Source organism: Vibrio chagasii, from assembly GCF_024347355.1.
GTDB classification, from domain to species: Bacteria; Pseudomonadota; Gammaproteobacteria; order Enterobacterales; family Vibrionaceae; genus Vibrio; species Vibrio chagasii.
This window is the reverse complement of record NZ_AP025465.1, coordinates 1,311,343-1,326,635: the sequence shown is the minus strand read 5'-3', so window position 1 is coordinate 1,326,635 and position 15,293 is coordinate 1,311,343. Positions and strand designations below refer to the sequence as shown.

Annotated in this window: 11 protein-coding genes; 7 read left to right on the top strand and 4 right to left on the bottom strand. The window is 44.0% G+C overall.

Features of this window, described 5'->3' with window-relative positions; all coding sequences use genetic code 11:
- The first annotated feature begins 121 nt into the window (after window positions 1-121).
- The 3 genes from OCV52_RS06145 (at window position 122) to OCV52_RS06135 (ending at window position 3,767) form a co-directional block, all read left to right on the top strand.
- Window positions 122-721, top strand: coding sequence for a CoA pyrophosphatase (locus OCV52_RS06145; RefSeq protein ID WP_137407524.1), 600 nt, complete (start codon window positions 122-124; stop codon window positions 719-721).
- Window positions 722-1,030: 309 nt separating this feature from the next.
- Window positions 1,031-2,284, top strand: a complete 1,254-nt coding sequence (locus tag OCV52_RS06140; RefSeq protein WP_137407525.1) for an aromatic amino acid transport family protein — start codon at window positions 1,031-1,033, stop codon at window positions 2,282-2,284.
- Between the two features lie 121 nt (window positions 2,285-2,405).
- Window positions 2,406-3,767 (top strand): L-serine ammonia-lyase, encoded by a 1,362-nt coding sequence (locus tag OCV52_RS06135; protein ID WP_137407526.1) that lies wholly within the window; start codon window positions 2,406-2,408, stop codon window positions 3,765-3,767.
- Window positions 3,768-3,870: 103 nt separating this feature from the next.
- On the opposite strand, the gene OCV52_RS06130 is transcribed toward OCV52_RS06135, so the two are convergent.
- On the bottom strand, window positions 3,871-5,025 hold the full coding sequence (locus tag OCV52_RS06130; RefSeq protein ID WP_170222443.1) for an amino acid permease: 1,155 nt from the start codon (window positions 5,023-5,025) through the stop codon (window positions 3,871-3,873).
- A gap of 734 nt (window positions 5,026-5,759) precedes the next feature.
- Here OCV52_RS06130 and OCV52_RS06125 point away from each other — a divergent pair.
- Window positions 5,760-7,382 (top strand): methyl-accepting chemotaxis protein, encoded by a 1,623-nt coding sequence (locus tag OCV52_RS06125; protein WP_137407527.1) that lies wholly within the window; start codon window positions 5,760-5,762, stop codon window positions 7,380-7,382.
- A 109-nt stretch (window positions 7,383-7,491) separates the two neighbouring features.
- Here OCV52_RS06125 and OCV52_RS06120 read toward each other — a convergent pair whose 3' ends face one another.
- On the bottom strand, window positions 7,492-8,982 hold the full coding sequence (locus tag OCV52_RS06120) for a SulP family inorganic anion transporter (RefSeq protein WP_137407528.1): 1,491 nt from the start codon (window positions 8,980-8,982) through the stop codon (window positions 7,492-7,494).
- Window positions 8,983-9,578: 596 nt separating this feature from the next.
- On the opposite strand from OCV52_RS06120, the gene asnS reads away from it, so the two are divergent.
- Window positions 9,579-10,979, top strand: coding sequence for an asparagine--tRNA ligase (gene asnS / locus OCV52_RS06115; protein WP_137407529.1), 1,401 nt, complete (start codon window positions 9,579-9,581; stop codon window positions 10,977-10,979).
- 128 nt (window positions 10,980-11,107) lie between these two features.
- Here the strand turns inward: asnS and OCV52_RS06110 are convergent, their stop codons facing one another.
- Both OCV52_RS06110 and OCV52_RS06105 read right to left on the bottom strand, forming a co-directional pair.
- Window positions 11,108-11,314, bottom strand: coding sequence for a hypothetical protein (locus OCV52_RS06110; protein WP_004741584.1), 207 nt, complete (start codon window positions 11,312-11,314; stop codon window positions 11,108-11,110).
- A 138-nt stretch (window positions 11,315-11,452) separates the two neighbouring features.
- Complete coding sequence (locus OCV52_RS06105) at window positions 11,453-12,853, bottom strand: aminotransferase-like domain-containing protein (protein WP_137407530.1); 1,401 nt, start codon at window positions 12,851-12,853, stop codon at window positions 11,453-11,455.
- A gap of 219 nt (window positions 12,854-13,072) precedes the next feature.
- Between OCV52_RS06105 and OCV52_RS06100 the strand changes: the two genes are divergently transcribed.
- Entirely contained in the window at window positions 13,073-13,372 is a 300-nt protein-coding gene (locus OCV52_RS06100) for a hypothetical protein (RefSeq protein ID WP_063522463.1), read from the top strand.
- A gap of 299 nt (window positions 13,373-13,671) precedes the next feature.
- Window positions 13,672-15,174, top strand: coding sequence for an HD-GYP domain-containing protein (locus OCV52_RS06095; RefSeq protein ID WP_137407531.1), 1,503 nt, complete (start codon window positions 13,672-13,674; stop codon window positions 15,172-15,174).
- Window positions 15,175-15,293: the final 119 nt, after the last annotated feature.

The window sequence follows — 15,293 nt, the reverse complement described above, 5'->3', positions numbered from 1 at the left end:
AAGTAGCCAAAGCAATCACAGGCAGTTCTAAAGGTTAACAGCTCCGATGCTGGTTAGGTTGGCGTTCCACTGTCGGTTGTGCCTATACTTAAAGGCATAATAATCAATATATTGGCATGTTATGAACCGAGATAATTTCCTTCAGCAGTTTCAACTTAACCCTCCTGCTGGTTATCACCCTGAATCAGTAGAGCGCGTTTCTCATATTAGTGATGATGAATTGCGCAAAGCGGCCGTTGTGGTCGGTTTAGTTGAAAGGGAAGATGGTTTACATGTCATTTTTACTAAAAGAGCGGCTCATTTAAAGCATCACCCGGGGCAAGTTAGCTTTCCTGGCGGTAAACACGAGCTTTCCGACCCATCTATGCAATTTACTGCACTTAGAGAGCTTCATGAAGAGGTAGGAATTCGATCGGATCAGGTTAAAATTGTTGGGCAATTACCCACCTTGAGTACTATTAGTAAATTTTCTGTTACACCAATTGTCGCATTAGTCGATCCTGACTATAAACCCATCATTGATGAGAACGAGGTTGCGTCCATTTTTGAAGTTCCAGCTACCTATGTTTTAGACCAAGCGAAGCTGCATAGCCACACAGTAAACTTTAAGAAAATCAAACATCGTGTTTTCGCCATGCCCTTCGAAGAGCACCTTATATGGGGCGTCACGGCACAAATCATCCAATCCTTGCAGCAACATGTAGTGCAACAAATTACATAGCAACTACGTTTTGTTTAATCTCTGTTAACAAACGCCAGCCTTTCCATGGAACAGATTTATTAATGCAATTTTACGCAAACGTTTACTTGGTATAAATCTGTACAGGCACCCCTTTCGGATAAAAAAAAATAATGTCAGACATGAACATAAATCACATGTAGCACGGCATTTTCGTGATCAAAAATCCGTTTTTCGCATATCATGTGACACGCCGTTTCATTACATGATTTAGATCTATTTTTTGCCGAAGAAAATTCTGCAGAATTAGCCCCGACTTATTTCCTGTTCCCAAAAAATGAGTAATTTAACATGAACACAACAACTTCTTCGGCAAATGCCGTTAAAGATTCAAGCAAGTTTAACTATAAAGATTTTACCTGGTGTTTATCACTATTCGGTACAGCAGTTGGTGCTGGCGTACTATTCCTTCCAATTAAAGCTGGTGCGGGTGGTTTTTGGCCATTAGTTATCCTAGCTCTTATTGCTGCACCAATGACTTGGTTCGCACACAAATCTCTAGCACGTTTCGTACTGTCTGCAAAAAAACCTGAAGCTGACATTACAGATACAGTAGAAGAACACTTCGGTAAGACCGGCGCAAACCTTATTACTTTCGCTTACTTTTTCGCTATCTACCCAATCGTTCTGATTTACGGTGTTGGTATCACAAACACTGTTGATTCTTTCCTAGTAAACCAAATGGGCATGGAGTCTATTCCTCGTCCTCTTCTTTCTGGTGCACTTATTCTTGCTATGACAGCGGGCGTTGTATTCGGTAAAGAACTAATGTTGAAAGCAACTTCAGCAATGGTTTACCCACTAGTATTCATCCTACTAGCACTGTCTTTCTACCTAGTTCCAGATTGGAACACTTCAATGATGGAAGTAACGCCTGAATGGTCAACAATGCCTTCTGTTATCTGGCTTGCAATTCCAATCATCGTGTTCTCTTTCAACCACAGCCCAATCATCTCTCAGTTCTCTAAAGAGCAACGTCGTGTATACGGTGAAAACGCAGTTAAGAAAACTGACGCTATCACTGGCGGTGCGGCAATGATGCTAATGGGTTTCGTTATGTTCTTCGTATTCTCTGTTGTACTTTCTCTATCTCCAGAGCAACTAGCAACAGCGCAAGCACAAAACATCTCTGTACTTTCTTACTTAGCTAACGTTCACGAGTCTCCACTTATCTCTTACATGGGTCCTCTAGTAGCGTTCGCAGCAATCACTTCTAGCTACTTCGGTCACTTCCTAGGTGCTCACGAAGGTCTTGTTGGTCTAATCAAGTCTCGCTCTGGTTCTTCAGTAAGCACTATCGAAAAAGTATCTCTAGCGTTCATCGTTGTGACTACTTGGATTGTTGCGATAGTTAACCCAAGCATCCTAGGCATGATTGAAACAATGGGTGCTCCAATGATTGCAGCTATCCTGTTCCTAATGCCTGTATTCGCGATGAACAAAGTACCAGCAATGGCTAAGTACAAAACTTCAGCACCTGTACAAATCTTTACAGCTTTATGTGGTCTAGCGGCTATTAGTTCTGTAATCTACGGCGCTCTTTAATCTATAAGCAGCTTTTATAAGATGCCTTTCATCTTATATCGCAAGATTAGACACAAAATATAATGATAATAAATGAGCCTCCCTACTCCCCTTGGGAGGCTCTCTTTTTGAGGTAATCGCTATGATTAGTGTATTTGATATCTATAAAATCGGTGTTGGTCCATCGAGCTCGCACACAGTTGGACCAATGAAAGCGGGTAAAGAATTTATTGATGACCTACGTTCAATGGGAAAATTGCGCGACATCACTAAAATCACCGTTGACGTATATGGATCACTATCACTGACAGGGAAAGGTCACCACACAGATATCGCAATCATCATGGGTCTTGCTGGCAATACTCCTGAGCGTGTTGATATCGATTCTATCCCGGGCTTTATTGCTCGCGTAGAAGAAACTGAACGCCTTCCTGTTGGCATGCACTGTCACACAGTTTCGTTCCCTCGCGATGGTGGTATGAACTTCCATACTAGCAACCTTTCTCTGCACGAGAACGGCATGAGCATCCACGCGTGGATTGACGACGAAGTTGCATACTCAAAAACTTACTACTCAATTGGTGGTGGTTTCATCGTTGACGAAGAGAACTTCGGCAAAGAAGAAGAGAACCCAATCAAAGCACCTTACGAATTCACAACAGCTGAAGAGCTAGTTAATCAGTGTAAAGACAGCGGTCTTTCTATCAGCACTCTGGTTATGAAGAACCAAGCAGCTTTCCACTCTGACGAAGAGTCTCGTACTTACTTCGCAAACATCTGGAAAACAATGCGTGAGTGTATGGATCGCGGTATGAATACTGAAGGTATCCTGCCTGGTCCGCTGCGTGTACCTCGCCGTGCTGCTGCACTACGCCAACAGCTAATGACTTCAGAAAAAACAACAAACGATCCAATGTCTGTTGTTGACTGGGTAAACATGTTCGCATTCGCAGTAAACGAAGAGAACGCAGCTGGCGGTCGTGTAGTTACTGCACCAACAAACGGCGCATGTGGCATCATCCCTGCTGTTCTGGCGTACTACGATAAGTTCATCCAGACTGTGACTGAGAAAGACTACATCCGTTACTTCGCGGCTTCTGGCGCTATCGGTGGTCTTTATAAGCGTAACGCTTCTATCTCTGGTGCAGAAGTTGGCTGTCAGGGTGAAGTTGGCGTGGCATGTTCGATGGCTGCGGCTGGTCTTGCTGAGCTTATGGGTGGTAGCCCTGAGCAAGTCTGTATGGCTGCGGAAATTGGCATGGAGCACAACTTAGGTCTTACATGTGACCCAGTTGCAGGCCAAGTACAAGTACCATGTATCGAACGTAACGGTATTGCTGCAGTGAAGTCAATCAACTCTGCTCGTATGGCACTTCGTCGTTCTTCTGCTCCTACTGTTTCTCTAGATAAAGTTATCGAAACAATGCTAGAAACAGGTAAAGACATGAACGCTAAATACCGTGAGACATCTCAAGGTGGTTTGGCTGTTAAGGTTGTTTGTTAATCGACTCTCGCTAACAAACGAGCAATAAAAAGGAACGCATATGCGTTCCTTTTTGTATACCTCATTATCAGTTGCTGCCAGTCACAGCAACTGAATCGATTGATTAAATCACTTGAGAGATAAGTAAGAAGCAACCAAACAACAATGAGAAAAGCATCATTGGTTTGCCACCTTCTGCGCTGTACCTGTCTTCTGCTACTTTCATAAAGCGTTGCTTGTGAACCATGACCAGAGGAACGAATACCGCCAAGAACACCAGAATGATGCCAGCGTAGTTCAGCACTTGTAGAAACTTATCCGCAGCCAGCAGTGAACCCGCTAGCGGCAGGATAAAGCTAATGCAGTAAGTCACCGCCGTGTTCTGGTTGAACATATCTCGGTTTTGGTTGAATAGCGACATGGCCACACCAAAGAACGAAGTCAGCAGAGCCAAACCAGTGAAGATAGATAGCACGGTACCAACCCATGGCGACTGAGCTTCAAATGCAGCCATCAAGTCAGATACATTGTGGAAGCTTCTAAACTGCTCTTCACTCAAGTTACCTACCACGGCAAACAACCAACATAGGTAACACACTAAAGGAATAAGCGAGCCTACAATCACCATATTACGAAGCTGTTTATCGGTTGCTTCATGGTTGTAAGAAACCAACGTTGGAATCACCACCATGAAACCAAAGCTAGTGAACAGGATTGCACTCGTTTTGATTAAGTCCACATGATTGTGACTCGTTACCTGCAGTAAGTTATCTTGCGTCATGCTTGGCGCTAGAAACGCCATCGTTGCAAACAAGCTTGCTAGCATCACGAAGAACAGTGCACGGTTGAGCTTATCAATCACGCCTGTTCCACTCGCCACAACAGCACCGGCAATCAAGGTAAAAGTAATTTGACTCGTTGTTGCAGTAATATCGACACCGAGGTTAGACAGCAACTTACTCAGCAAGTCACCCGCACCTAAGATGTAAGCCATTAGCAAGCAAATCAGTAAGGCGTAAAGCAGACCATTGGTGATCAGCTGCCCTTGTTTGCCAAGTGTCTTTCTAGCGATAGAGTTTAATCCTAAGCCACCACCCGCTTTGATGGTTGCTTCAAGAAGTAGTAATGCGGCGTAAGTGGTACCGAAACAGATCAGAACCATTAGCAGTGTGCCGTAAAGCAATCCGAATTGAGCTAATACCATTGGGATTGCAAGCATACCAGCACCAAGAGCGGTACCAGCGATAATTAGGGAGCTACCCATCATTTTAATATTCATTGTCTTTAACTTATTTATTTAGTTTTTAATAGGTGTAGTTCTCTGTCATCAACCAAGATGCAAAGAAAATTCGAAAGAAGTTAAGCTTTAAAACGAATATCGATAGGAGCGATAAGCGGAGTTAAATCGCGAAAAGGCAGTAGAAAACGAGTAGTACAAGCGAGAGTATAGAGAGGTGTGAGCAGATGAAGAAGCCATGTTCTGATGTGGTGACCCTTCTGTGGGTTCGATGATCGGTGATGTAATCTTGAATTTCATGTATGTGTCCAATATCAATAAGTCACATTCCATATTATTTAAAGCAGCGTATCCGTTGCTGCCCTTCCTCTGTCATTAGAGGTCACTTCATATTATCGAATGAACTCTGAAACACAACGCTATAACCACATTTTTTGCTATTAAATTGAACAAAACAAGCATTTGGACATTAATTAACCACCAAACATCAAAAAACAATAATCATTATTAATAGAAGACAACCTGACTAATACAACTCGACCATCCAAAACAGCAATTTTATGTGTAATAGCTGCCACTCACTTACTACACTAGCAGCCCAAACTGAGCCCTCGTTCTTTAGACTCTCATGTGTGACGCCAATTGACATACAAACTCGCTACATCACAGAAACAAAACCACAACCGGAGTATGGTCACACAATTCAATATACCCCATAGGTGGTAAGGTCTCTTACCAGTACAGTAGTCGCGTCATCAGAATTAATAAAAACACCTATGCGCTCAACAATAACCTTCAAGATCCTGGTTGCTCTTGCCATTGTATTCACCTTTCTACTGGCAATATCCACCTACTTTCAATATTCCCAGCAAAAACAACTTGTTAATTCGGTGTTGAGCGAACAGCTTCACGATAAAGCGAGCAACTACTTCGATAGCCTCAACATGATGATGTTAACTGGCACCATGGCACAGAAAGAAACGCTTCGTCAGAAAGCGCTCGCGCAAGAAGGTATTGAAGACGTTCGAGTTTTACGCGCCGATGCCGTAAGTAAGTTATATGGACCAGGTAGCGAGAACCAAACACCCGTAGATGAGATTGACAAAAGAGCCTTGTCAGGCGAAACCGTCATCGAACCATTTTCTGCTGACTGGGGTAAAGGCTTGGTGATAGCTCTACCAATGAAGTCGAGTGAGAATTATCGTGGTACCAATTGTGTCGCGTGTCATATGGCACCAGAAGGTGAAGTATTGGGTGCAATTCGACTAGAGTACAATCTGAGTCATGTTAACTCGCTGATCAACACTCAAACTATGGCTGCGATCGGTATCATGGCAGTGATCTCTTTTGCTGGCTTTGTGTTGACGATGGGGCTGATTCGTAAAATCATTGTACGCCCGCTTCAGAAAACCTCTCGCTTTATGACTCAAGTCAGCAGCGATAAGAACCTTTCCACTCGCCTACCGGAACAGAGCCAAGATGAAATTGGCACTCTGGCGAAATCAATTAACTCGTTTATGGGCACAGTATCAAGCAGTTTGGAACAAGTACAAGATACCTCTCATAAGCTGAACGCGTCCGCTAATCAACTGACGAGCGTCGCACAAATTACTGAGCAAGCCGCCAGCGACCAGCAGAATGAGACCGCTGAAGTACAAAGTAATGTTGAAGGAATACAAGCTCAGCAGGTGAATGTAGAACAAGCGACATTAACCGCATCTGACCTCATCAATCACACTTCGGATGTGGCATGTAAAAGTGCGAACCAAGCCCATGATGCAAGTAGCGAGATAAAGAACCTTGTTACTAGTATTGAAGAGGTGAAACATAAGATCACCACACTCAACGAACAGACAGGCGAAGTGTCTTCGATATTGAGTGTGATCCGTGGCATTGCCGATCAAACCAACCTTTTAGCACTCAATGCTGCAATCGAAGCTGCGAGAGCAGGTGAACAAGGCCGAGGATTTGCAGTCGTTGCGGACGAGGTTCGCCACCTCGCCTCTCGAACAGCAGAGGCCACGGGCAGTATTGAATCAATTATTCACCAATTCCAACAAGGCAGCGAAGAGTCATTAACCTCTGCCGATCGCGTGTGCGAACAAGCACACCAAAGCTCTACCGACATTGATGCACTCTCTATTGAAATGAATAGTGTTGTCGAAGAGATGAAACAGGTGCTCGCCCATGCGCAGAACATTCAACAACAGACGCAATCTACTACCCAGGCAACCAAAGATGTTCAGCAGAAAGTCGAAACCATCACATCGCACGCTAACGACACATCACTATCGGCAGGTGAGACGCGTAATATCAGTACTGATCTAGAAGAGCTGTCTGACCACCTAGAATCCCTGATTAATCAGTTCACTTTATCTTGTAGAAAAGACAAAGCCTAAACCGAGAACAATAGCTAACTGTCACCCAACAAAAAAGCGCTCAACCACGAGCGCTTCACCTTTCTACGTAACCATTACTTAGGCTATAAACTCTATGTTCAAACAGCCGCTAGTGCGTAATCGACACCGCTGATAAATCTTTATGCTTGTGGTACATCGCATGTTTGAAGATTAACTTAGCACTGACCTCATCCATTCCAGATACATCGACATAAGCCCCTTTCTTACGAAACTTGAAGACCACCTTATCGAGGGCTTCAACCGAGGTGTTATCTAAAAATGACGCCTCGGAAATGTCGATCGTGACCAACGACGTCGCCTTGTCGTAATCGAACAAATCAACAAAGGCATCAGAAGAAGCAAAGAACACATGCCCCTTAACTTTATGAGTGGTATGCATTTGATTGGTCACGACTTCATCGAAGATAAAGACCATAGACTTACTCGTGTGAGCATAAAATAGGGCCGAAAGCACCACGCCAACCGCGACACCAATCGCTAGGTTGTGAGTAAGAACTACCACCACAACCGTTGCCAGCATGGTGACATTGGTCGGTAAGGTATGATCTTTAAGTTCGACAATCGATCGCCAAGAGAAGGTACCGATCGATACCATGATCATCACAGAGACAAGTGCCGCCATCGGTATCAGCTTTAACCAGTCTGCAGCGAACACCACCATGAGCAATAGAACCACACCAGCAATCATGCTGGATAGTCTAGTAAGGCCGCCAGACTTAATGTTAATGATCGACTGACCTATCATCGCGCAGCCCGCCATACCGCCAAACAGTGACGCAACAATGTTCGCGACACCTTGCCCTTTGCACTCGTTGTTCTTATTACTTTCGGTATCCGTCAGATCGTCAACAATGGTCGCAGTCATCAAGGATTCCAGTATGCCAACGACTGACAAAGCGATGGAATATGGAAGTATGATTTCGAAGGTATTAAGTGTGAATGGAATATTCGGAATTAAAAACACGGGTAACGAATCAGGAAGTTTGCCCATGTCACCAATAGTTCTCACTTCTAGGCCAAACATCAAACTGATGATGGTGAGCACAATAATCGCCACCAAGGGTGATGGAATTGCGCTGCCCAATTTCGGTAAGTAAGGCAGTAAGTAGATGATCGCCAGCCCCAACACAACCAACAGATATACGCTTGAAGGTACGTTGGTAAGCTCCGGCAATTGAGCCATAAATATAAGAATGGCGAGAGCGTTCACGAATCCGGTAATCACAGAGTTAGACTCGAAGTTCATCAGATTACCCAGCTTCAAATAGCCTGCAAGAATTTGGATGACACCAGCAAGAAATGATGCAGCAAGCAGATACTCAAGTCCGTACTCTTTGACTAAAGTCACCATCAATAGCGCCATTGCTCCTGTCGCACCGGATATCATCCCCGGACGGCTACCCACTAAAGCGGTGACAACACAGATACAGAATGAAGCGTATAAACCCACCTTAGGGTCGACGCCTGCGATAATGGAAAATGCGATAGCTTCAGGGATCAATGCAAGTGCTACCACAATCCCAGATAATGAATCTCCTTTGATATTCGATAACCAGTGTGTTTTTAAATAATTAAGCATGTAATTCTCTTTTACTTGTACAGCATATCCTGCCTTGTTCAGACATATTGTATTCGACTGTTTTTCATGAATGAGCGAGCGCTCGAAAAGTGCGGGTGTAGAGAGAATGCAGGGGCTAAGGCGGCGTAATTAACACGTGAATATTAAATTCCTCTGGTGATTCTTTAATTCGCAGCAAAGTGAATTCGCGACAAACAAAGAGGGTGAATGGTCTCCTAAATAGGAGAAACCGCGACAATATAGTGTGAGGTTCAATGCAATCACACAATCATTATTGGAAACAAAGATTACAATAGAGCAGCGACCAATTCATCACAGGCGTGGCACGTGACAACATGCAATAAGTGGAAACAGACTAAGAGATCGAACAAAAAACCAACCCTTATTGGGTTTTATGGCTGACATCCACAATATTTCTTTCTACAAGCAAGAATAAAGGTTGAAGCTCTCCGTATGACAGGTAATATGTTCCATTGATTTAAAAAGTTTATACAACTCAATGTTTCGATTGTTTTTTGTTCAAAATGTAGCGAACTATAAACAATCAATTGCAAACATTGCGTTGAATTTGTCCCTCAATGGAGAATGAAACCAACATGACTTACGCGCCTGTAAAAGACGTACTTGGCGGCAAGCTAGCAGTAGACAGTGAAGTAACTGTTCGCGGCTGGATCCGTTCACGTCGTGATTCCAAAGCTGGAATCTCTTTCCTTGCCATTTATGACGGCTCTTGTTTCGACCCGATTCAGGCCGTGGTCCCTAATAATCTTAATAATTACGAAAACGAAGTACTAAAGCTAACGACTGGCTGCTCTGTTGAAGTAACAGGTAAGATTGTTGAGTCTCCAGCGAAAGGTCAAGATTTTGAGCTTGCTGCAACTGAAGTTAAAGTTGTTGGTTGGGTTGAAGACGCAGAAACATACCCAATGGCGAAAACTCGTCACTCTATCGAATACCTTCGTGAAGTAGCTCACCTACGTCCACGTACAAACGTAATCGGTGCAGTAGCGCGTGTTCGTAACTGCCTATCCCAAGCGATCCACCGCTTCTACCACGAGCAAGGTTACTTCTGGGTATCTGCCCCGCTGATCACTGCTTCTGATGCTGAAGGTGCAGGTGAAATGTTCCGCGTTTCTACGCTAGACATGGAAAACCTACCTCGCACAGAAAAAGGCGATGTTGACTACAACGAAGATTTCTTCGGTAAAGAGACATTCCTAACAGTATCTGGCCAACTAAACGGTGAAGCTTACGCTTGTGCACTAAGCAAAGTTTACACGTTCGGTCCTACGTTCCGTGCTGAAAACTCAAACACAAGCCGCCACCTAGCTGAGTTCTGGATGGTTGAACCTGAAGTTGCTTTCGCGGATCTAGAAGATATCGCTAAGCTATCTGAAGACATGCTTAAGTTTGTATTCAAAGCCGTACTAGAAGAGTGTCGTGACGACCTTGAGTTCTTCGCTCAACGTATCGACAAAGAAGCAATTACTCGTCTAGAGCAGTTTGTAACTTCTGACTTCGCACAAGTAGACTACACTGACGCAATCCAGATCCTTCTAGATTCAGGTCGTGAGTTCGAGTTCCCGGTTGAATGGGGTATCGATATGTCTTCTGAGCACGAGCGTTTCCTAGCTGAAGAACACTTCAAAGCGCCAGTAATCGTTAAGAACTACCCGAAAGACATCAAAGCATTCTACATGCGTGCGAACGATGACGGTAAGACGGTAGCGGCAATGGACGTACTAGCACCAGGCATCGGCGAAATCATCGGTGGTTCTCAACGTGAAGAGCGTTTAGACATCCTAGACGAGCGTATGCGCGAAGTAGGCATCGACCCTGAGCACATGAACTGGTACCGCGACCTGCGTAAATACGGCACAGTGCCTCACGCAGGTTTCGGCCTAGGCTTCGAGCGTCTAGTATCTTACGTAACAGGCATGGGCAACGTACGTGACGTTATCCCATTCCCACGTACTCCTCGCTCTGCAAACTTCTAATTCCGCATTAAGCTCGAATTAAAAGAAAGAAAATAAAAACCTCCGCAATTGCGGAGGTTTTTTTATATTCAGAATACAAACGAAAAAGTTATTAGGAGTTATGCCACACCAAGCTCCTGATAGGTGTGCTAATCAACATCTTGATTACTAGCGTACTTTATTGCCAAGCCACAGATCGCCATCATCACGAATGGAATCGCAGCGGTGGTGTACTCCGCCCAAGCCATATCAGCGAATGCTTTTGCCAATAATACATGGCCAAGAATAAGCAGAAGCGCACACACAATCGCGACAACAATCAGCTTCACTTCATTTCCCATAGTCATCTTCAACATAACAGTCTCTCCAATATTTGGTCTACCGTTATTGAATCACAACTCTGTAGCCAATAAGGCGTACAGTTTCGCCACATTAAAACCGTACAGTTAGCATTATGTCGTTTTTTATGAGTCAGTTAGCGTTTAGGTCGGCACTTAATTCGCTAACTGATGTGCGAGTTTTCCAAGCAGTTTCAGGGCTTGCTCTCTTTCTTGAGTCAGTTCATAAGAGAAGTTCAGTCGAATAGCGTTATCCACACTACCCTGCTCACTAAACAAATCACCCGATGCGACACTTATCCCCTGTGCGATCGCTAGTTGATGAAACTGCTGGCTATCGAAACCAGCAGTGAAACGTATCCAAATAAAATAGCCACCAGCGGGTTCTTCAAGCTGAATAGAATGTGGAAAATATTGTTTGATGACCTCTAAAAAGCGTGCTTTTCTCTGCAAGAGATTCTTACGTAATTTACGCAGATGATTATCGTAGCTTTCATGAGTTAAAAAATGTGCGACACCAAGCTGAACCGGCGCACTACTAGAGAGCGTGGATAGCAGTTGCAACTTCTGAATCGCATCGTTGAAGCGAGTGTTGACCACCCAACCCACGCGGTAGCCAGGGCAAAGACTTTTTGAATAAGAACCACACAGCAAAACCGAATCCGTTTTATCAAACGCCTTCAGGGGCTTAGGCTTGTGTCCTTCATAGTAAAGATCACCATAAACGTCATCTTCAATAATGTAGGTATTGTGCTGCTCTGCTATCTCTACAACGCGGCGTTTTGCTTCGTCTGATAGGCTTGTGCCTGTCGGATTTTGAAAAGTCGTCATCAGCCAACATGCTTTCACATTATGGTTCTTCAGCACGCTTTCAAACTGTTCAATATCCAATCCGTTGACTGGGCAAACATCCACTTCTATCGGTTTGAGCCCTAACCTCTCTACCGCTTGCAAAGCGCCATAAAATGCCGGCGATTCAATCACAACATAGTCGCCAGATTGAGTCACGGTTTGCAGGCTCAAGTTCAGAGCTTCCATCGCACCCGAAGTAATCACAATATCTTGATGGTTAACCGTAATTCCTTGCTGTAGATAACGCTGTGCTATCTGCCTTCTTAAAGATTCACTTCCAGGTGGTAGATTGTTAATGACACTGGCACCCGTCATCTTCCTGCCGGCGCTGGCTAGATTACGAGTTAAGGTAGGTAAAGGAAAAAGGTCTGGGTCAGGAAAAGCGGAGCCAAAAGGAATGACGCCTTCTGCTGAGCTGGACTTTAAGAAATCGAACAAGCGATCATTTATCGCCTTCTTCTCTCGTGCTATTGGCGCTTCGTAGTCAATGCCGTCGACCTTAGGGGCGACAAAGTAGCCAGACTGAGGCTTGGCAATGATCCAACCTTCACTTTCTAACAACTGATAGGCTTGTAAAACAGTACTATTACTGACGTTATAGTTACGACAACTCATGCGTACAGAAGGGATCTTCTCCCCTGAACGCCACGTATTATTAGCGATCTGAGTCCGAATTTCCTTTGCAAGCTCTTCATAACGCGCCATCTAATTGTACTACCTAGATAAATTCCTGTGGACGGGTGATCTTATCATTAACGTGATCAACTATTGCTTCTATCCATATGATTGCACCTAATTTCTATAATTGTGTGAATTGTTTCACAGATAACTTTGTAAGCTTTGCTAAGTTTGTACCCAAGGTAAGAGCTAAATTCGCTTTACGCCTCAATAATTCGATGTAACCCAAAAACATGCGAGATAACAATGAAAAAAATAGAAGCAGATCAGTTAAGTTATAAAGGAGAGTCAAACGGTGTTCACAGTTGGACAACACCGAGTGGCCAGCCATACTACTGGCACCCAGATTGGCTCCATATTGCTGAAGATGCGACAGGCTCACATCCAAAGCAGAAGCTAGATGTAGAGCAAGATCAAGCACCTACTGAAAAGCACGCGGTATCTGCAATTCTTAAGCACATCAACCAATGGGCAGCAGACAAACTGGCGTCACACCCAGAGATTGAAACTGGTTCAATTGAAGCTGAAATCAATCTGAAAAAGTAATCGCCTTTTAATAATCGTTAGGTCGCGTTGTAGCTAATCTTCTCAGCTCTCATCGCAACCTCATCGACGTAATAGCCTCGAGACTCAACCGAGGCTATTCAAACCTCTTCATAATAACGCTGTAATATTCCCCACCTAGCTAACAAAAATCCAACACTAACCACTTTCTTGTATCAATCCGCGAAAGCTATAGATAGAATTTCCGATCTCATTCATGTCATCTATGTTAATCGTGCGTGCGTCTTTATCCGTCAATCAATCTAAGGCTCATGTAAATCAACAAGAACAAAGGCTTATCGATGGATATTTCTAACTATAATAAATCGCTAACGACCCAGTTATACGCTATCGCCGGGGTGCTCTTTGGCACTTATGGTAGCCGAGTGTGTCCGATGCTTGAGAGCCTATCCACACTTGAGATTTTCACTCACGTCAGCATCGTTTTTGTCTTGGTTTGGTTTGTTCGTCACTTTTTATTCGCCAATCATGCTTTGGTTAAGCAAGGCAGGTTTGCTCAGCTTGATACCTTTCTGTTCTTCGCAGCGAGTATCCCATTCGCACTTTATTACAACCTCAGCTACGAGTTCACCGTAGACAGTAATCTAAAAGTCTTATTTGGAATGAGCTTATTTGGCTTCTTTACCGGCACCATTCTCCAGCTAAGCGCCAAACTAAAGCAAATGGACGATATGGAAGCCACTGGGACGTATGATTTTCAGCTGGTCGGTGAAAGAAGCTCGCTAGTTAAACAGATGATTGGTTTGGTGATGGTACTTCTTGTCACACTGACGAGCATGCTAACCATGATTGCAGTCAAAGACATCTTTTGGCTGGAACACAATCCAGCCCGCCTGCTCGATGGCACAGGCAAGATCAGCGTAATCAAAGAATTCATCTATTTAGCACTTGTATTAGGCGGCTACGCTATTGTCATCATGACACTGTGGAGCAAGCTGATTAAGCGTATTTTGCTTAGCCAAGAGTGCGCATTAAACAAGGTGACAAATGGAGAGCAAGGTGTCCGCCTGCCTATTTTCGGCTATAACGAACTTGGCTCAATGGCATCAATGACCAACACCATGATCGATAGCTTGGAAACAGCGCAAAACGAAGTGAAAACCACACGCGATGTCGCGATTGTCAGTCTATCTGCACTTGCCGAATCGAGAGATAATGAGACAGGCGCGCATATCCTTAGAACTCAAGAATACGTTAAGGTACTCGCACAAGAGCTTAGTAAATCTGAAACCCATTCAGCCTTGTTAACTCCAAACTATATCGAACTGCTTTATAAGTCTGCGCCACTGCATGATGTTGGCAAGGTAGGCGTTCCTGATAGCGTGCTGTTAAAACCGGGAAAATTGACCGACGAAGAGTTTGAAATCATGAAGGGGCACCCTGCTATTGGCGCTGAAGCCTTATCTATCGCTGAAAAGCAGCTCGGAAGCAGTTCTTTCTTAAGAGTCGCGAAAGAGATTTCCCTGACTCACCACGAGAAATGGAATGGCAGCGGCTATCCAAATCAATTGTCTGGCGAAGACATCCCTTTATCTGGTCGTTTAATGGCATTAGCCGATGTTTATGACGCATTAATCTCTAAACGAGTCTATAAGCCAGCATTTACACATCAACAAGCCAAAGCGATCATTTTAGAAGGTGCAGGTTCTCATTTCGATCCGCAAGTTGTTCAAGCCTTTTTAGCCGTCGAAGGCCTTTTTGTTGAAATAGCGGCCACTTACAAAGATGGAAAAGACGAAGAAAACGAACGGGAGAGAGAAAGCCTTATTACTTCCACCGCATAATCTTTTCAAAAACCACTAACTTCTTGCACCCTATAGGTTAATCCGTAGGGTGTTTTGTTATCAAATACCCTCTTTAGTCAATAAATCTGATTGAAATTGATTTTTTTTGGTCTTTCTGT